We start from the raw sequence: 17,830 nt of genomic DNA, 5'->3' as shown, positions 1-17,830 counted from the left end.
TTATGTTGCATTTAGTCAGGGCTACGAGGCTGACTATAGGAAAGAACACTCAATGGTTACAGCGTTATAAGCGGGAATTATCACAATTTGCGGAGCCTGTCACAGGTGGCAAAGCGAATGTCACACAGACAAAAGCAGGAATGCGAAACCCCTCTTAGACTGCATACACACCCTGCGAAGCATAACGAAGGAGTACCCTATGTCGGAATCACATATCGCCGTTCTACCGGGCGTGCAGCAGTTTTTAGATCGCCAGCATGGCCTGTGGATTGAAGGGCGTCAGGCCGCGTCCGATAGCGAAAAGCGTCTGAACGTCTACAACCCGGCGACCGGAGAGGTGATTGCCTCCACCGCCGATGCCAGCGTTGATGACGTGGATCGTGCGGTGATGTCGGGCTGGCGCGCCTTTGTCGCCCGAAGCTGGGCAGGGCGTCTGCCGGCCGAGCGGGAACGCATCCTGCTGCGGTTTGCGGATCTGGTGGAGCAGCACGGCGAAGAGCTGGCTCAGCTCGAAACGCTGGAGCAGGGGAAATCCATTACTATTTCCCGCGCGTTCGAAGTGGGCAGCACCCTGAACTGGATGCGCTATACGGCGGGGCTGACCACCAAAATTGCCGGTAAAACCCTCGATCTCTCTATTCCTCTGCCGCAGGGGGCGCGTTATCAGGCGTGGACGCGCAAAGAGCCGGTTGGGGTCGTGGCGGGGATCGTGCCGTGGAACTTCCCGCTGATGATTGGCATGTGGAAGGTGATGCCCGCGCTGGCGGCAGGCTGTTCAATCGTGATCAAGCCCTCCGAAACCACCCCGCTGACCCTGTTACGGGTGGCGGAGCTGGCGAGCGAGGCGGGGATCCCGGATGGCGTGTTCAACGTGGTTACCGGAAGCGGCGCCGTCTGCGGCGCGGCGCTGACCTCGCATCCGCGCGTTGCCAAGGTGAGCTTTACCGGTTCGACGGCGACGGGCAAGCAGATCGCCCGCGCGGCGGCGGACACGTTAACGGGCGTGACGCTGGAGCTGGGGGGCAAAAATCCGGCTATCGTCCTGAAGGACGCCGATCCGTCATGGGTGATTGAGGGGCTAATGACCGGCAGTTTCCTGAATCAGGGGCAGGTATGCGCCGCCAGCTCGCGCATTTATATTGAGGCTCCCCTGTTTGACACGCTGGTCAGCGGGTTTGAGCAGGCCGTAAAGTCCCTCAGCGTCGGGCCGGGCATGTCGCCCGAGGCGTTTATCAACCCGCTGGTGTCGCGCGCCCACTGCGATAAGGTTCAGGCGTTCCTTGACGACGCGAAAGCACACAACGCGGAACTGATTAGCGGTAACCGCGGGCCGGACGACAAAGGCTATTACGTTTCGCCGACGCTGGTGGTTAACCCGGATAATAACCTGCGCCTGACGCGTGAGGAGGTGTTCGGCCCGGTGGTAAACCTGGTGCGCGTGGCGGACGGGGAGGAGGCGCTGCAGCTGGCGAACGACACCGAGTACGGGCTCACCGCCAGCGTCTGGACGCAGAATATCGGTAAAGCGCTGGAATACACCGACAGGCTACAGGCCGGGACGGTATGGGTAAACAGCCACACGCTGATCGACGCCAACCTGCCGTTTGGCGGAATGAAGCAGTCCGGCACCGGGCGCGATTTCGGCCCGGACTGGCTGGACGGCTGGTGTGAAACCAAGTCAGTTTGCGTGCGGTATTAAAAACGTCGGGTAACCCTCTCCCTGTGGGCTGAGGGATCCTCACAAATTAATGCGGGCACTGAGCATGCCCTCGGCTCTCAGGGGAGAGGGTTAGGGTGAGGGGACGCGGGTGTCAGACTTACCGCGACCACCGATCCCGTCCTCCCTCTTTCGCCCGATACAGCGCCGCGTCGGCGCGGGCGATGATTTCCGGCCCGGCCAGACCTTCGGTGCGACCTGCGATACCCATACTGGCCGTCACATAGTTATTGACCTTAGACGCGGCGTGCGGGATCGCCGCCGCGCGCAGGCCAGCCTGGATCCGTGCGGCGACCTTTTCAGCAACGCCCTCCGTGCAGTCGAAGAGGATCACCACAAACTCCTCGCCACCGTAGCGTGAGACCACATCCTCAGGCGTGCGCACCGACGTATTCAGCACCTCGGCCACCCGCGCCAGGCACTCATCTCCCGCCTGGTGACCATAGGTATCGTTATAAAGTTTGAAGTAATCCACGTCCAGCATCAGCACCGTGAAGGGCTTGCCTTGCTCCACCGCGTTTTCCAGCACCAGCTCCATCGCGCGGCGATTGGCCGTTTTCGTCAGCGGATCCTGATGGGCCAGCGCGTCCAGCCGCGAAATTAACCGCTGGTTCTGCTGGTTGCGGCGCCAGGCTTCATCAAACCAGCGGAGCAGGATATAGCGTCCGCAAACGAGGATGAACGTGAAGATCACCCACAGCCCGGCAAATCGAAGCGTCATTTCCTTATTCAGCAGCATGCTGGCAACGGGCATGGTGAGCCACAGCGGCACGATGAAGCATAACAGCCCCACCGGGTGAAAATAGAGTGCGGTCATGCCGGCCATCAGCAGGGTGACAAATATCGGCCAGGGGTGAGGTAGCTGGATAACGTTGATAAACCAGTAACAGCACAGCGACCAGAGCACGCTGCATATAAACAGCACGGCGCTGACCCCGCGGATGCGTCGCCAGGCCATCATCACCAGCGCAACGGAGAGGATCACCACGCCCAGCATGGAGGCGTCAATCATCAGCCGCAGGTGCTGGCTGATGTGCAGAAGGGCATCAATATGGCCGAACAGGGAGTTGCGTAGCAGAACCATCAGCGCAAAGCTCGCATTCACGAAAGCAAGCCACGGCAGGTTTACGGCCAGCCCGTGGACGACCATCGAATTACGGGTTGGCCAGGTCGCTGGCTCAGGTGTAGCGTTGTGTCTTTTTTCCATTACAATTTTTGTTCCCGTCCGGTGGATAGCTCGCGAAAGCCAGGTATTACTAACTATAAGCAGGCTCGATTATTCCTCAAATGTATGGATAAAAAAACCGGGCAAATGCCCGGCGTGTGCTTATTTCTGCTCGGTTTTTTTCTTGCCGAGCGTTGGCGTCTCGTCGAAGAAGTTCCACGGTTTTAGCAGCGTGTGTACCCACTCCGTCGGCATAATCGGCCACTCTTCGGCGCGGGCAACGTGGGTGGTGCCGGTGGTCATCCAGATGACGTTATCCTGGTCGTTGAGCGACTCGTTATCTTTGCCGTACTGGCCGAGGCCCGTATCGCGCGTGGAGCGGTTCGGGAATTTTCCTTCCGGATACATTTCGTCAGGATGGTAACGCGTTACCCACAGCTGTTTATCCATAAAGCTCAGGCGGTGATAAATCCACTCGTCCGGGGCGAATTTCGCGCCGGTCGCCACCGGGTGCGTACCGCCCGCGTAAGGGATTATCTGATACGAGACCGGGTTCCCCATGCGGTTCTCCTTGCTGGTGTTGTTCAGCAGGCGAATGGTGCCCGGGTCAAACCTCTGCGCCGCCTGCTGTTCGGTATCAATGCTGTACTGATTAACCTGCATGGTGCTGGTGCGCGGGCCGCCTGCGGTGTTCGGCTTCACTTCCGGATCCATCGCCACCAGCCTGTTGCCGATCCCGTCCACGTCCATGTCCAGACGGAAGTTATAGATGTGCTGGTGCGTGGTGCCCACGATGTTATGGTCGATCAGCGTGCCGTAGCGGGTGTCATCCTTCGCGGTGGCGTCATGCATAGTTTTCGTCTGCACGCCCTTCACCGCTTCAATCCCCGTTGCGCCCGCATCAATGCCGATGGTGCCGTTTTCGTGGAACACCCAGTCGAAGATGTAATCGTAGTTGCCAACGGTGCTGACCCAGCGGACCACCAGCTCGCGGCGCTCGGTGCTGACGTTGGGCTTACCCAGCTCCTGATGCTTATATTCCGGCCCGGCGTAGCGCTCAAAAATCGCTATTGCGCGCGGGATCTCCAGCGGCGCCCCGGTGTAGTCCGGAATGGTTTCATCAAGCATAACGGCGTTAGACGGCACGTCCTTGCCGCGCACCAGCGGAGAGGTCAGGGTGCCCATGCCGTAATCGCCGGAATCCAGATAGGCTTTGAAGTACCAGCCGATATCCGGGTCGCCGTAAGGCACGATCATGCCGCCGAGCGAGCCCTGATACATCACCTGACGCTTTTTGCCGTTGTCGTTATAGGTGACGGTGGAGATAATCGGGCCGACGCGTGAATCCAGGCTCAGGTGGAAATCCCAGTTCTGCCAGTGCACCATATCGCCGGTAATGGTGTAGTTTTTGCCTTCCGGCTCGATAATCTCCAGCGGTTTCTTCACCGTTTCAACGCGGTCGCGGCCATCATAGGGGCGCGGAGTAAGCGGCACCGGCACCACCGGGCCTTCCTCAATCTTCTGAATTTTCTTCTGGTCGAGATCCACCACCGCGACCAGATTTTCAATCGGGTGCGCCCAGTAGTTACCGTCGCCCACGTCCAGATAGCCGATCACTTTCAGCAGGCGGTCTTCCTGCTTCAGGCCGTCTTTGCCGTCAAAAAAGCCGACGGTAAGCGGCGTGGTGATGACTTTCGTCGGATCGGTAATGCCGCGCTTTTTCAGCACCGCGGCATACTCCGGGCTCTCGTTGATGATCTGCTGAACGGTGTTGAAATCATCCAGCAGCACCATGCCGTGCGCGTCTTTTACCGGCGCCCAGTGCAGGATTTTTTTGTCCTTCAGATCCACGCGACTTTCGACAATCTGCTTGCCAACGAGCATGGTGATATTTGCCTGCCGGGGCGTATCCACGGCGGTGCCGTTGAGCACGAAGTCCCACACTTTGGCTTTTTCCGGCTCCGCCAGTGCGATCTGGGTAAAGCGGGTGTTGGGCTTAAAGTCCGCCGAGGCTTTCACAATCCCGACGGCCTGCTTAATTTCATCCGCCGTCAGCGCGTTTAGCGGGTGAGGGCGCTTCTCCACCTGGAAAGTCTGGTCAAGGCCGGACTGAAAAACGTCGTTGATAAAGGTCTCAGAGATAAACGCTTTTTTGTCCTTCATCACTACCGGCACCTGGAGCGTCAGGGGTTTACCGTTGACGATAGCGGTGTTCGCCCCTGGCTTGACCTTCACAAAAGCACCGTCCTTCGCGATGGTGAACATTTGGGCGTAATCATCCCACTGCACGTCAGCCCCAAACTCCTGAAGCGCGTTATCCATCGGGACCATATGCGCCTCGCTGCCGTGAGCGAAAACAGGGGACTGCCAGGCGCAGCAGAGCGTAACGGCCATGGCCAGCGCCGTTCTGCGGGCAGAAAAAGAAGGAGTGCTTCCCATCGTAGACCTCATCTTGTTGTGTTTATTGTGTTGTGTCAGCCTTATCCTGACAGGCGCCCACGAAAAACGTTTGCCTGCATCTGCCAGGTTGTTTGTCAGTCTTGCCAGGTTAAAAAAAGAGCGGGGGTTAATCACACGCTCATGCAGATGCATTCCCCACAACATAATGTCGGCAGGGACTGTTCCCTCTCCCGTGGGGCTGAGGGATCCCCAGTAATTTTTTTACCGAAAGCGACGAATGTTGTTTCAGGAAAATAAATGAATTACAGCGACGCCCTGGTCCGGCTGTAAATCGCTGAGGCGTTTCCTGCAGGCCGGGGCGAGGCGCAGGGATGCGCCGAGAGGGCGGCTTTACAGGGAGGTTACCTCCGCCCGTCCCCGATAAGCCGGAAGGAATAAGCCGAAGGCACCGCGAAGCGGCGATTTACCGCCGGGAGCCCGGGTCGCCAGGGCGGCGGCGACTGAGCCGCCATGGCACGTTCACAAGTCATGCCGTTAAAGAGTAGCAAGGAATTTAAAGTGAACGGAATTACCTCTACAACCATATGTTCCCCCTCACCCCAGCCCTCTCCCTCAAGGGAGAGAGGGTCCTCCGTGCAGGCATTATTTTGTGGGGAACCCTCAGCCCGTGGTGAGAGGGTTAGGGTGATGGGAAATCAGCCGTTGAAATCACCCTGCTGGCGCGCCACCAGCGTCAGGATGGAGTAGAGCGCCACGGCCTGCTGATGCTGGTTGAAAATTTCAACCGCCCATTCCACCACGCCGGTGGGCTTTTCATCGGCAGCGCGCTGCTTCTTCAGCGTTTTACGTTTGCAGGTCAGGCGTACCTGAATGGTGTCACCCGGCTTGACCGGCTCGATAAAGCGCAGGTTTTCCATCCCGTAGTTGGCAATAACCGGGCCGACGCCGGCGTCAACAAACAGCCCCGCTGCGGCAGAAATCAGGAAATAACCGTGCACCACGCGCTCGCCAAAAATCGACTCCGCCGCGCCAATTTTGTCCATATGGGCGTAGAAGTGATCGCCGCTGAGGCAGGCAAAATTGACGATATCGGCTTCCGTCAGGGTACGGCGCGGCGTAAGCAGGCTGTCACCCGGCTGTAGCTCCTCGAAGTATTTACGGAAGGGATGGATGCGATCTTCCTGTACCTCTGCGCCACGCACCCACTGCTTGCCAATGGCGGCCAGCATGGACGGACTGCCCTGAATGGCCGTGCGCTGGAGGTAGTGCTTCACCGCGCGCAGGCCGCCCAGCTCCTCGCCGCCGCCCGCACGTCCCGGACCGCCGTGCACCAGCTGCGGCAGCGGGGAACCGTGTCCGGTAGACTCTTTGGATGATTCCTCGTTGAGGATCTGAATACGCCCGTGGGCGCGTGCTGCTCCGGCAATAAACTGCCGCGCCACGTTTGAATCTGCCGTGACCAGCGTTCCCGCCAGGCTGCCGCCGCCTGCCCGCGCCAGCCGCATGGCGTGTTCGGTATCGCGGTACGGCATCAGGGTTGCGACCGGGCCAAAGGCTTCGGTGGAATGCACGGCCGGGGTTTCGTCAGGCTGCGGGCAGAACAGCAGGGTGGGCGGGAAAAATGCGCCAGCCGCCTGCAAATCGGCTTTGCCGCCCAGGCGGACCTGACAGCCGGCGGCAAGCAGGCTATCGACTTTTTCCTGCACGTCGGCGCGCTGCTCGCCGTTTACCAGGGCGCCCATCTTCACCCCTTCCTGCGACGGATCGCCGACAACCACCTTCTCCAGCCGCGCAATCAGCGCCTGGCTGACCGCCTCAACCTGCGCTTCCGGCACGATGATGCGGCGGATGGCGGTGCATTTTTGCCCGGCCTTGGCGGTCATCTCGCGCACCACCTCCCGAATGAACAGCGCAAACTCCGGCTGCTCCTGGGTCACGTCCTCACCGAGCACGCAGCAGTTCAGGGAATCGGCTTCCATGGTGAACGGAATGGCGTTCGCGACGATATTCGGGTGCACGCGAAGGCTCTGGCCGGTGCTGGCCGAGCCGGTAAACGTCACCACGTCCTGGCTGTCGAGCTGGCTCAGCAGATCCCCCGCACCGCCGCAGATCAGGCTGATGGCGCCGTCCGGCACCAGACCGCTTTCGACAATCGATTTCACCATCGCCTGAGTAACCTGCGCGGTGGCGGTGGCCGGCTTGATGATGGCGGGCATCCCGGCAAGCCAGGTAGGCGCGAGTTTTTCCAGCATCCCCCAGCACGGGAAGTTAAAGGCGTTGATATGCACCGCCACGCCGGATTTTGAGGTTAAAACGTGGCGGGCCGCAAAACCGCCTTCCTTCGACAGCGGGATGAGCTCATCTTCCGGCCACAGGGTATCGTCCGGCAGCTCACGGCTGCCGAGGCTCGCGTAGGTGAAGAGGGTGCCGATGCCGCCCTCAATATCCACCCAGCTGTCGGCCTTCGTCGCGCCGGTCTGGGCTGACAGCGCATAAAACCGATCCTTCTGGCCCAGCAGGTGTTTAGCTACCGCCTTCAGCATGGCGGCACGCTCGATAAAGCTCATTGCGCGAAGCGCTTCACCCCCGCGTTCAATGGCGTAACGGCGGGCGGCCGCCATGTCCAGCCCTTCGCTGGTCACTTCGTATAGCGTCTCGCCGCTGATGGCGTGGGTTATGGTGCGCGCGCGGCCCCGGCCTGACTGCCAGGTGCCGGACAAGAAGCTGGCTAACTGCTGCATTTCTTCTCTCCAGGTGTTTCGTGATTTACCTATAAATAGTTTGATCGTGAATCATAAAAATCAAGCTGAGTTTTAATGAATTGTTAACGATGTGATCTGCGTTGCCCGGAACCCTGATGCTAAACCCGCGCGTAGCAAGCCTTAAGCGAAAAGACTTGCGAGCGTCGTCACAAAACAGGCAAACGCTTCTTGGGGTTGTATTTAACCTTTGTGTAACTTTTAAGAAACCAAATGATTCACCATTTTGCTATATATGGTGATCTAACGAATCATAAAGGTGGTTATGTGACGCAAGAACAACGCTTTGAGCAACGCATCGCGCAGGAGACGGCCATCGAGCCGCAGGACTGGATGCCGGAAGCCTACCGCAAGACGCTAATCCGCCAGATTGGTCAGCACGCCCACTCCGAAATTGTCGGCATGCTGCCGGAAGGCAACTGGATCGCCCGCGCGCCGACGCTGCGCCGTAAAGCCATTTTACTGGCGAAGGTGCAGGACGAAGCCGGACACGGCCTGTACCTCTACAGCGCGGCGGAAACGCTGGGCTGCGCCCGGGAGGACATCTATCAAAAGATGCTCGACGGCAAGATGAAATACTCCTCCATCTTCAACTATCCGACCCTGAGCTGGGCCGATATCGGCGTTATCGGCTGGCTGGTGGACGGGGCTGCCATCGTTAATCAGGTGGCGCTGTGCCGCACGTCCTACGGCCCGTACGCCAGGGCGATGGTGAAAATCTGTAAAGAAGAGAGCTTTCACCAGCGTCAGGGCTTTGAAGCCTGCATGGCGCTGGCGCAGGGCAGTGAAGAACAGCGTCAGATGCTGCAGGACGCCATCAACCGCTTCTGGTGGCCGGCGCTGATGATGTTTGGGCCAAACGACGACAACTCTCCCAACAGCGCCCGCAGCCTGGCCTGGAAGATCAAGCGCTTTGGCAACGACGAGCTGCGTCAGCGCTTCGTGGATAACACCGTGCCTCAGGTGGAGATGCTGGGGATGACCGTGCCGGATCCCGACCTGCGCTTCGATGAGGAGAGCGGCCGCTACCGCTTCGGCGAGATCGACTGGCAGGAATTTGACGAGGTAATTAGCGGGCGCGGGATCTGTAACCACGAACGTCTGGCCGCAAAACGTAAAGCCTGGGACGACGGCGCGTGGGTGCGCGAAGCCGCGCTGGCGCACGCCGAAAAACAGCGCGCTCGCCGGGCCGCATAAGAGGAAACCAACATGAGCAATGTTTACTGGCCGTTATACGAAGTTTTCGTCCGTTCTAAGCAGGGGCTGTCGCACCGTCATGTAGGCAGCCTCCACGCTGCCGACGACCGCATGGCGCTGGAAAACGCGCGCGACGCCTATACCCGCCGCAGCGAAGGCTGCTCCATCTGGGTGGTGAAGGCGAGTGAAATTGTCGCCTCCCAGCCGGAAGAGAGCGGCGAGTTCTTCGACCCGGCGGAAAGCAAGGTCTACCGCCATCCGACGTTTTACACGATCCCCGATGGCATCGAGCACATGTGAGGTTAGGGATGAACAACGTATCCGCATATGCCCTGCGCCTGGGCGACAACGGTCTGGTGCTTTCTCAGCGTCTGGGCGCCTGGTGCGGCCACGCGCCGGAGCTGGAAATTGACCTGGCGCTCGCCAATATTGGCCTCGATCTGCTCGGCCAGGCGCGCAACTTCCTGACGTACGCCGCCGGGCTGGAAGGCCAGGGCGATGAAGACGCGCTGGCGTTTGGGCGCGATGAGCGTCAGTTCCGCAACGTGCTGCTGGTGGAACAGCCAAACGGCAGCTTTGCCGACACCATCGCCCGCCAGTACCTGATGGACGCCTGGAACGTGGCGCTGTACGAGCGGCTGATCCGCAGCAGCGACGGCCAGCTTGCCGCCATCGCGGCTAAAGCCATTAAGGAGGCGCGCTATCACCTGCGCTTCAGCCGCGGCTGGCTGGTGCGCCTGGGCGACGGCACGGAAACCTCCGCGCAAAAAATGCAGCAGGCGGTGAACGGCCTGTGGCGCTTTACGGCCGAGCTGTTCGACGCCGACGACGTCGAGCTGGCGCTGATTGATTCCGGCGTGGCGGTTGACCCTCGCACCCTGCGTGAACCGTGGGAGAGCGAGGTGTTTGCCGGCCTGGCGGAAGCTCAGCTCAGCGTGCCCGAAGAGGTGGCGTATCGCACGGGAGGCAAGAAGGGCCTTCATACCGAACATCTGGGGCCGATGCTGGCAGAGATGCAGTATCTCCAGCGCGCCTACCCCGGGCAGCAGTGGTAAAGGAGCACGCTATGCAACGCCTCGTCGACGTCACCCCGGCGCAAATCCCGCAGATCTGGGCGCTGTTAAGCCAGATCCCCGACCCGGAAGTGCCGGTTCTTACCATCACCGATTTAGGCATGGTGCGCAGCGTCAAGGCGCAGGGTGAGGGCTGGGTCATCGGCTTTACGCCAACCTATTCGGGCTGCCCGGCAACGGAGCACCTGCTGGGGGCGATCCGCGAGGCGATGACCGCAAGCGGCTTTACCCCGGTGCATATCGTGCTCCAGCTTGAACCGGCCTGGACCACCGACTGGATGACCGCCGACGCGCGCGAGCGCCTGCGGGCATACGGCATCAGCCCGCCCGTGGGCCACAGCTGTCACGCACACGCGCCGGCTGAGGTGAGCTGCCCGCGCTGCGCGAGCACCGATACCTCGCTTATCAGTGAATTTGGATCCACGGCCTGCAAGGCGCTCTATCGCTGCAATACCTGCCGTGAGCCGTTCGACTATTTCAAATGTATTTGAGGCCGCCATGACAACGTTTCATTCATTAACAGTGGCAAAAGTGGAACCCGAAACCCGCGACGCGGTAACCATTACCTTCGCGGTGCCGCAGGCGCTGCAGGAGGCGTACCGCTTCCGCCCCGGCCAGCATCTGACCCTGAAAGCCCGGCTCGGGGATGAAGAACTGCGCCGCTGCTACTCCATCTGCCGCAGCACCGCGCCGGGAGAAATTAGCGTGGCGGTGAAGGCCATCGAGGGCGGGCGCTTTTCCCGCTATGCCCGGGATGAGATCAAACAGGGCATGGCGCTGGAGGTGATGGTTCCCCAGGGACATTTCGGCTACCAGCCGCAGGCCGAACGGGAAGGCCACTATCTGGCGATTGCCGCCGGATCCGGGATCACCCCGATGCTGGCCATTCTCTCCGCGACCCTTTCCACGGAACCGCACAGCCATTTCACCCTGATTTACGGCAACCGCAGCAGCCAGAGCATGATGTTCCGCCGGGCGCTGGCGGACCTGAAGGATAAGTACCCGCAGCGTTTGCAGCTGGTGTCCATCTTCAGCCAGGAGACCCTCGACAGCGATCTGCTGCATGGCCGCATTGACGGCGAAAAGCTCCAGGCGCTGGCAAAAACCCTGATTAACTTCCGCCAGTACGACGAAGCCTTCATCTGCGGCCCGTCGGCGATGATGGACGACGCCGAGGCGGCGCTGAAAGCGCTGGGCATGCCGGAAAAAGCGATTCACCTGGAGCGCTTTAACACGCCGGGCATCGCCGCGAAGCGAACGCACGGCGTGCAGGCCGAGGGGCAGAAGGTGACCGTCCGCCAGGACGGGCGCGACCGGGAAATCACCCTGACGGCGGACGACGAGAGCATCCTGGACGCGGCCCTGCGTCAGGGGGCGGATCTGCCGTACGCCTGCAAGGGCGGCGTATGCGCCACCTGCAAATGCAAAGTGCTGCGCGGGAAAGTCGATATGGCTACCAACTACAGCCTGGAGCCGGACGAGCTGGCGGCAGGCTATGTGCTGAGCTGTCAGGCGCTGCCGCTGACCGCCGACGTTATTGTCGATTTTGACGCGAAGGGGATGGCATGAACGAACTGATTGTCACCCGCCATGGCCGCGTGATGCAGCTGACGCTCAACCGTCCGGCGGCGCGCAACGCGCTCAACAATGCGCTGCTGACGCTGCTCGCGGGGCAGCTCGAGGCCGCCGCCGCGGACGCGGAAATTTCTGCCTGCGTGATTTACGGCAGTGAACGCTGCTTCGCGGCCGGGGCAGACCTCAACGAAATGGCTGAAAAAGACCTGCCCGCCACCCTGAACGATATCCGTCCCCAGCTGTGGGCGCGGATTAACGCCTTCAACAAGCCGCTGATCGCCGCCGTCAACGGCTTCGCGCTCGGCGCCGGCTGCGAGCTGGCGCTGCTGTGCGACGTGGTGATTGCCGGCGATAACGCCCGCTTTGGCCTGCCGGAGATTTCCCTGGGCATCATGCCGGGCGCGGGCGGCACCCAGCGGCTGATCCGCTGCGTGGGTAAATCGCTTGCCAGCAAAATGGTGCTGACGGGCGAAAGCATTACAGCGGTTCAGGCGCACGGCGCCGGGCTGGTCAGCGACGTCTTCCCGGCCTCGCTGACGCTGGAGTACGCCCTGAAGCAGGCGGCGCTGATGGCGCGCCACTCGCCGCTGGCGCTACAGGCGGCGAAGCAGGCGCTGCGCCAGTCGCAGGAGGTGCCGCTCCAGGCCGGGCTCGCGCAGGAGCGTCAGCTGTTCACGCTGCTCGCGGCCACCGACGATCGCCGTGAAGGTATCGCTGCCTTCTTACAAAAACGCACCCCAGACTTTAAAGGACGCTAACTGTGGAATTTATTCTGAGCCATGTTGAGCAGGGCGTAATGACCATTACGCTGAACCGCCCCGAGCGCCTGAACAGCTTTAACGACGTAATGCACCAGCAGCTTTCCGAGTGCCTGAAGCAGGCTGAGCGCGATGACGCCATCCGCTGCCTGCTGATTACCGGCGCGGGGCGCGGCTTTTGCGCCGGGCAGGATCTTAACGACCGTAACGTTGACCCGAACGGCCCCGCGCCCGATCTGGGCATGTCCGTTGAAACCTTTTACAACCCGCTGGTGCGCCGCCTGGCAAAGCTTCCAAAGCCGGTGATATGTGCGGTGAACGGCGTGGCGGCAGGGGCCGGTGCGACGCTGGCGCTCGGCTGCGACATGGCGATCGCCGCCCGCTCGGCCACCTTCGTGATGGCCTTCAGCAGGCTCGGGCTGGTGCCGGACTGCGGCGGCACCTGGTTTCTGCCGCGCGTTGCCGGACGCGCCCGCGCCATGGGGCTGGCGCTGCTGGGGGATAAGCTCAGCGCCGAGCAGGCGCAGGACTGGGGAATGATCTGGCAGGTTGTGGACGACGAGCAGCTCTCCGCTACCGCGCAGCAGATGGCGCTCCATTTCGCCTCTCAGCCCACGTTCGGGCTGGGGCTGATCAAGCGGGCGATTAACGCCGCGGAAACCAACACGCTGGACGCTCAGCTCGATCTTGAGCGGGATTACCAACGGCTTGCCGGACGCAGCGACGACTACCGGGAGGGCGTCAGCGCTTTCCTGGCGAAACGCGCTCCGCGCTTTACGGGGAAATAAGATGGCGACGAACATTCACACGGTCGCCGTGATCGGCAGCGGCACCATGGGTGCCGGTATTGCCGAGGTGGCGGCCAGCCACGGTCATCCGGTGCTGGTGTACGACATTGACGCTTTGGCCATTTCCCGCGCCATTGACGGTATTCGCGAGCGTCTGTCCTCTCGCGTTTCGCGCGGAAAACTCACTGCCGAAGCCGGGGAGCAAATCCTGGCCCGCCTGACCCCGGTGACGAACATCAATGCCCTGGCGCAGGCCGATCTGGTGATCGAGGCGGCCTCTGAGCGTCTTGAGGTGAAAAAAGCGCTGTTTAGCCAGCTGGCAGAGGTCTGCCCGCCGCAGGCGCTGCTTGCCAGCAACACCTCATCCATCTCCGTTACCGCCATTGCGGCGGAGGTTAGCCATCCCGAGCGCGTCGCCGGGCTGCACTTCTTTAACCCCGCGCCGGTGATGAAGTTGGTGGAGGTGGTCAGCGGGCTGGCAACCTCGGCGGAAGTGGTCGATACCCTCTGCGAGCTGGCGCTGAACTGGGGAAAACAGCCGGTACGCTGCCAGTCCACGCCGGGTTTTATCGTCAACCGGGTGGCGCGTCCTTTCTATTCCGAAGCGTGGCGCGCGCTGGAAGAGCAGGTGGCGGCGCCGGAGGTAATTGACGCCGCCCTGCGGGACGGCGGTGGCTTCCCGATGGGGCCGCTCGAGCTGACGGACATGATTGGCCAGGACGTCAACTTTGCGGTGACCTGCTCCGTGTTTAACGCCTTCTGGCAGGAGCGCCGGTTTCTGCCGTCGCTGGTGCAGCAGGAGCTGGTGCTTGCCGGGCGTCTGGGCAAAAAAAGCGGGCAGGGTGTCTACCGCTGGCAGGAAGAAAAGCCTGCCGTCAGCTGGCTCGCGCCGGTTAGCGACAGCTTCAGCCCGATGCGCGCCCAGCGAAGAAGTGACGGCGTCACGGAAATCGACGAGCTGCTGTTGATTGAAACGCAGGGGGAAACCGCTCAGTCCCTGGCGCTGCGCCACGGTCGGCCGGTCGTGGTGGTTGACCGCATCGAGCGCGACGTGGCCGTGATTGCCGCAGCGTCTGGCAACCCGCACTCCGCCACGCAGAAGGCCATTCACTGGTTGCAGCACCAGGGGAAGCGGGTGGTGCAGATTGCCGATTACCCCGGCCTGCTGGTCTGGCGCACGGTGGCGATGATTGCCAACGAAGCGCTGGACGCGCTGCAAAAAGGGGTTGCCAGCGAAAAAGACATCGATACCGCCATGCGCTTAGGGGTGAACTACCCCTGCGGCCCGATTGCCTGGGGCGAGCGTCTTGGCTGGCAGCGTCTGTTAGCGCTGCTGGAGAACCTGCAACGTCACTACGGCGAAGAACGCTATCGCCCCTGTTCACTGCTGCGCCAGCGCGCGCTTCTGGAGAGTAGCCATGAGTCATAACGCCTGGCACAACGCCCGTGCCATGTATGAACGGGACGCCTGCGCCCGGGCGCTTGGTATCGACATTATCGAAATGGACGAAGGCTATGCGGTGGTCACGATGACCATCACGCCGCAGATGCTCAACGGCCATCAGACCTGCCACGGCGGCCAGCTGTTCTCGCTGGCCGATACCGCCTTTGCCTACGCCTGCAACAGCCAGGGGCTGGCGGCGGTGGCCTCTGGCTGCTCCATCGACTTTCTGCGTCCGGGCTTCGCCGGGGATAAGCTCACCGCCACCGCGCGGGTAAAGCATCAGGGCAGGCTGACCGGCGTATACGACATTGAAATTCAAAACCAACAACAGAAAACCGTCGCTCTCTTTCGCGGGAAATCCCACCGCACCGGCGGCAGTGTGACAGGAGAAGCCTGATGCGTGACGCATTTATTTGTGATGGTGTTCGTACCCCGATCGGTCGATACGGCGGCAGCCTGTCCGGCGTGCGCGCTGATGATTTAGGCGCCGTGCCGCTGCGCGCGCTGCTGGCGCGGTACCCGCAGCTTGACCTCGAGCGGATAGATGACCTGATCTTCGGCTGCGCGAATCAGGCCGGGGAAGATAACCGCAACGTGGCGCGCATGTCGGCGCTGCTCGCCGGGCTCCCGCACGCGGTTTCTGCTACCACCATTAACCGTCTGTGCGGTTCAGGCCTGGACGCGCTTGGCTTTGCGGCGCGCGCCATCAAGGCCGGAGAGGGCGATTTGCTGATCGCCGGCGGCGTGGAGTCCATGTCCCGCGCGCCTTTCGTGATGGGCAAGGCCACGGCGGCGTTCCAGCGTCAGGCGGAAATCTTCGACACCACCATCGGCTGGCGATTTGTGAATCCGCTCATGCATCAGCAATACGGAACTGACAGCATGCCGGAAACGGCAGAGAATGTAGCTGAATTGTTAAATATCAGCCGTGCCGATCAGGACGCGTTTGCCCTGCGCAGCCAGCAGCGCACCGCGCGGGCGCAGCAGAACGGCGTTCTGGCGCAGGAGATTGTGCCGGTTCAGGTGCCCGGCAAAAAAGGGGCGGTGACGGAGGTGGCGGAGGATGAGCATCCGCGCGCGGAGACCACGCTTGAACAGCTGGCCGCGCTGAAAACCCCGTTTCGTAAGAACGGCGTGATTACGGCGGGGAACGCGTCCGGCGTGAACGACGGCGCGGCGGCGCTGATTGTCGCCAGCGAGCAGATGGCGCTGGCCCAGGGATTAACCCCGCGCACTCGCATTGTGGCAATGGCAACCGCGGGGGTAGAGCCGCGTCTGATGGGGCTGGGCCCGGTTCCCGCCACCCGCAGGGTGCTGGAGCGTGCCGGGCTCAGTATCGCCGATATGGACGTCATTGAGCTTAACGAAGCCTTTGCCGCACAGGCGCTGGGCGTGCTGCGCCAGCTGGGCCTGCCGGATGACGCGGAGCACGTCAACCCGAACGGCGGGGCGATCGCGCTGGGCCACCCGCTGGGCATGAGCGGTGCCAGACTGGCGCTGGCCGCAGGCAATGAATTGCACCGACGCGGCGGGCGCTACGCGCTGTGTACGATGTGCATCGGTGTGGGTCAGGGCATTGCCATGATCCTTGAGCGTGTTTGAGCGAACAATAATGTGAGTACCCTGCGATGATAAATACAACAAAGCTTGACCCGATCGAATCCGCGTCCGTTGATGAATTACAGGCCCTGCAGACCGCGCGCCTGAAGTGGACGCTGAACCACGCCTACAGCAACGTTCCGATGTACAAACGCAAGTTTGACGCGGCGGGCGTTCACCCTGACGATTTTAACGAGCTGGCGGACCTGCAAAAATTCCCGTGCACCACCAAGCAGGATCTGCGCGACAACTACCCGTTCGATACCTTTGCGGTGCCGATGGAGCAGGTGGTGCGCATCCACGCCTCGTCCGGCACCACCGGGAAGCCGACCGTGGTGGGCTATACCCAAAATGACATCGACAACTGGGCCAATATCGTCGCCCGCTCCCTGCGCGCCGCCGGGGGCAGCGCGAAGGATAAAATTCACGTGGCCTACGGTTACGGGCTGTTTACCGGCGGGCTGGGCGCGCACTACGGTGCCGAGCGTCTGGGGGCGACGGTGATCCCGATGTCCGGCGGCCAGACGGAGAAGCAGGCGCAGCTGATCCGCGATTTCCAGCCGGACATGATCATGGTTACGCCGTCCTACTGCCTGAACCTGATCGAAGAGCTGGAGCGCCAGATGGGCGGTGACGCCAGCGCCTGCTCCCTGCGCGTCGGCGTGTTTGGCGCCGAGCCGTGGACGCAGGCGATGCGCCGTGAAATTGAAAAACGGCTGGGCATTACCGCGCTGGACATCTATGGCCTCTCCGAAGTGATGGGCCCGGGGGTAGCGATGGAGTGTCTCGAAACCGCTGACGGCCCGACCATCTGGGAAGATCACTTCTACCCGGAGATCGTCAACCCGAATGACGGCGCGCCGCTGGCCGACGGCGAGCAGGGCGAACTGCTGTTCACTACGCTCACCAAAGAGGCGCTGCCGGTGATCCGCTACCGCACCCGCGATCTGACGCGCCTGCTGCCGGGCACCGCGCGCACCATGCGCAGGATGGACCGCATCAGCGGGCGTAGCGACGACATGCTCATCATTCGCGGCGTTAACGTCTTCCCGTCACAGCTGGAAGAAGAGATCGTCAAGTTTGAACACCTTTCGCCGCACTATCAGCTGGAGGTGAACCGTCGCGGGCATCTTGATTCACTTTCGGTGAAGGTTGAGCTTAAGCAGAGTAGCTTAACGTTAACGCACGAGCAGCGCTGTCAGGTCTGCCACCAGCTGCGCCACCGTATTAAGTCGATGGTGGGGATCTCAACCGATGTGATGATTGTGAACTGCGGCAGCATTCCCCGCTCGGAGGGTAAAGCCTGCCGGGTGTTTGATTTGCGTAAAGTGGCCGCCAACGGTTGAATTTCCCTC

Annotated in this window: 15 protein-coding genes; 12 read left to right on the top strand and 3 right to left on the bottom strand. The window is 61.5% G+C overall.

The window, feature by feature from the left end; translation table 11 throughout:
* Nucleotides 1–199 precede the first annotated feature (199 nt).
* The gene (locus MOQ06_RS11065) at nucleotides 200–1,699 is read left to right on the top strand and encodes an aldehyde dehydrogenase family protein (protein WP_242172938.1); all 1,500 of its coding nucleotides are present in this window, start codon (nucleotides 200–202) and stop codon (nucleotides 1,697–1,699) included.
* A 118-nt stretch (nucleotides 1,700–1,817) separates the two neighbouring features.
* On the opposite strand, the gene MOQ06_RS11060 is transcribed toward MOQ06_RS11065, so the two are convergent.
* The 3 genes from MOQ06_RS11060 to paaZ form a co-directional block, all read right to left on the bottom strand.
* Nucleotides 1,818–2,924 carry a GGDEF domain-containing protein gene (locus MOQ06_RS11060; protein WP_242172936.1) on the bottom strand — a complete coding sequence of 369 codons (1,107 nt, stop codon included), beginning with the start codon at nucleotides 2,922–2,924 and terminating at the stop codon, nucleotides 1,818–1,820.
* Nucleotides 2,925–3,044: 120 nt separating this feature from the next.
* Nucleotides 3,045–5,321, bottom strand: coding sequence for a primary-amine oxidase (gene tynA / locus MOQ06_RS11055; protein ID WP_242172934.1), 2,277 nt, complete (start codon nucleotides 5,319–5,321; stop codon nucleotides 3,045–3,047).
* 656 nt (nucleotides 5,322–5,977) lie between these two features.
* Nucleotides 5,978–8,023, bottom strand: coding sequence for a phenylacetic acid degradation bifunctional protein PaaZ (gene paaZ / locus MOQ06_RS11050; protein WP_242172932.1), 2,046 nt, complete (start codon nucleotides 8,021–8,023; stop codon nucleotides 5,978–5,980).
* 285 nt (nucleotides 8,024–8,308) lie between these two features.
* On the opposite strand from paaZ, the gene paaA reads away from it, so the two are divergent.
* From paaA to paaK, 11 genes are read left to right on the top strand one after another with little or no spacing between them, the layout of a single operon-like run.
* Nucleotides 8,309–9,238, top strand: a complete 930-nt coding sequence (gene paaA, locus MOQ06_RS11045) for a 1,2-phenylacetyl-CoA epoxidase subunit PaaA (protein WP_242172929.1) — start codon at nucleotides 8,309–8,311, stop codon at nucleotides 9,236–9,238.
* Nucleotides 9,239–9,250: 12 nt separating this feature from the next.
* Entirely contained in the window at nucleotides 9,251–9,538 is a 288-nt protein-coding gene (gene paaB, locus MOQ06_RS11040) for a 1,2-phenylacetyl-CoA epoxidase subunit PaaB (protein ID WP_003857353.1), read from the top strand.
* Nucleotides 9,539–9,546: 8 nt separating this feature from the next.
* Nucleotides 9,547–10,293, top strand: coding sequence for a 1,2-phenylacetyl-CoA epoxidase subunit PaaC (paaC, locus tag MOQ06_RS11035; protein ID WP_193356501.1), 747 nt, complete (start codon nucleotides 9,547–9,549; stop codon nucleotides 10,291–10,293).
* 11 nt (nucleotides 10,294–10,304) lie between these two features.
* Nucleotides 10,305–10,802: a 1,2-phenylacetyl-CoA epoxidase subunit PaaD gene (gene paaD / locus MOQ06_RS11030; RefSeq protein ID WP_193356500.1), complete on the top strand. Its 498-nt coding sequence runs from the start codon at nucleotides 10,305–10,307 to the stop codon at nucleotides 10,800–10,802.
* A gap of 7 nt (nucleotides 10,803–10,809) precedes the next feature.
* On the top strand, nucleotides 10,810–11,880 hold the full coding sequence (gene paaE / locus MOQ06_RS11025; protein ID WP_242172926.1) for a 1,2-phenylacetyl-CoA epoxidase subunit PaaE: 1,071 nt from the start codon (nucleotides 10,810–10,812) through the stop codon (nucleotides 11,878–11,880).
* Entirely contained in the window at nucleotides 11,877–12,644 is a 768-nt protein-coding gene (gene paaF, locus MOQ06_RS11020) for a 2,3-dehydroadipyl-CoA hydratase PaaF (RefSeq protein ID WP_148419438.1), read from the top strand. The genes paaE and paaF overlap by 4 nt, the downstream gene beginning before the upstream one ends.
* 2 nt (nucleotides 12,645–12,646) lie before the next feature.
* A complete protein-coding gene (gene paaG, locus MOQ06_RS11015; RefSeq protein ID WP_347272546.1) occupies nucleotides 12,647–13,432 on the top strand; it encodes a 2-(1,2-epoxy-1,2-dihydrophenyl)acetyl-CoA isomerase PaaG in 786 nt (261 codons plus the stop codon).
* A gap of 1 nt (nucleotide 13,433) precedes the next feature.
* Entirely contained in the window at nucleotides 13,434–14,861 is a 1,428-nt protein-coding gene (paaH, locus tag MOQ06_RS11010) for a 3-hydroxyacyl-CoA dehydrogenase PaaH (RefSeq protein WP_242172924.1), read from the top strand.
* Nucleotides 14,851–15,273 (top strand): hydroxyphenylacetyl-CoA thioesterase PaaI, encoded by a 423-nt coding sequence (gene paaI, locus MOQ06_RS11005; RefSeq protein WP_148419441.1) that lies wholly within the window; start codon nucleotides 14,851–14,853, stop codon nucleotides 15,271–15,273. The genes paaH and paaI overlap by 11 nt, the downstream gene beginning before the upstream one ends.
* Nucleotides 15,273–16,478, top strand: coding sequence for a 3-oxoadipyl-CoA thiolase (gene pcaF / locus MOQ06_RS11000; protein ID WP_242172922.1), 1,206 nt, complete (start codon nucleotides 15,273–15,275; stop codon nucleotides 16,476–16,478). Before paaI ends, pcaF begins: the two co-directional genes overlap by 1 nt.
* A gap of 26 nt (nucleotides 16,479–16,504) precedes the next feature.
* Complete coding sequence (gene paaK / locus MOQ06_RS10995) at nucleotides 16,505–17,821, top strand: phenylacetate--CoA ligase PaaK (protein WP_242172920.1); 1,317 nt, start codon at nucleotides 16,505–16,507, stop codon at nucleotides 17,819–17,821.
* Nucleotides 17,822–17,830: the final 9 nt, after the last annotated feature.

Source organism: Enterobacter sp. I4, assembly GCF_022669095.1.
GTDB lineage: Bacteria > Pseudomonadota > Gammaproteobacteria > Enterobacterales > Enterobacteriaceae > Enterobacter > Enterobacter pasteurii.
Note: the sequence above shows the minus strand (reverse complement) of the source record. Positions and strands in the feature narration are given on the sequence as shown.

Bases quoted from the DNA above. Each gene is read 5' to 3' on its own strand.
- paaC (WP_193356501.1), top strand. From the start codon at position 9,547: ATGAACAACGTATCCGCATATGCCCTGCGCCTGGGCGACAACGGTCTG.
- paaE (WP_242172926.1), top strand. From the start codon at position 10,810: ATGACAACGTTTCATTCATTAACAGTGGCAAAAGTGGAACCCGAAACC.
- paaZ (WP_242172932.1), bottom strand. From the start codon at position 8,023: ATGCAGCAGTTAGCCAGCTTCTTGTCCGGCACCTGGCAGTCAGGCCGG.
- MOQ06_RS11065 (WP_242172938.1), top strand. From the start codon at position 200: ATGTCGGAATCACATATCGCCGTTCTACCGGGCGTGCAGCAGTTTTTA.
- paaB (WP_003857353.1), top strand. From the start codon at position 9,251: ATGAGCAATGTTTACTGGCCGTTATACGAAGTTTTCGTCCGTTCTAAG.
- paaF (WP_148419438.1), top strand. From the start codon at position 11,877: ATGAACGAACTGATTGTCACCCGCCATGGCCGCGTGATGCAGCTGACG.
- paaI (WP_148419441.1), top strand. From the start codon at position 14,851: ATGAGTCATAACGCCTGGCACAACGCCCGTGCCATGTATGAACGGGAC.
- tynA (WP_242172934.1), bottom strand. From the start codon at position 5,321: ATGGGAAGCACTCCTTCTTTTTCTGCCCGCAGAACGGCGCTGGCCATG.
- MOQ06_RS11060 (WP_242172936.1), bottom strand. From the start codon at position 2,924: ATGGAAAAAAGACACAACGCTACACCTGAGCCAGCGACCTGGCCAACC.
- paaH (WP_242172924.1), top strand. From the start codon at position 13,434: ATGGCGACGAACATTCACACGGTCGCCGTGATCGGCAGCGGCACCATG.
- paaD (WP_193356500.1), top strand. From the start codon at position 10,305: ATGCAACGCCTCGTCGACGTCACCCCGGCGCAAATCCCGCAGATCTGG.
- pcaF (WP_242172922.1), top strand. From the start codon at position 15,273: ATGCGTGACGCATTTATTTGTGATGGTGTTCGTACCCCGATCGGTCGA.
- paaK (WP_242172920.1), top strand. From the start codon at position 16,505: ATGATAAATACAACAAAGCTTGACCCGATCGAATCCGCGTCCGTTGAT.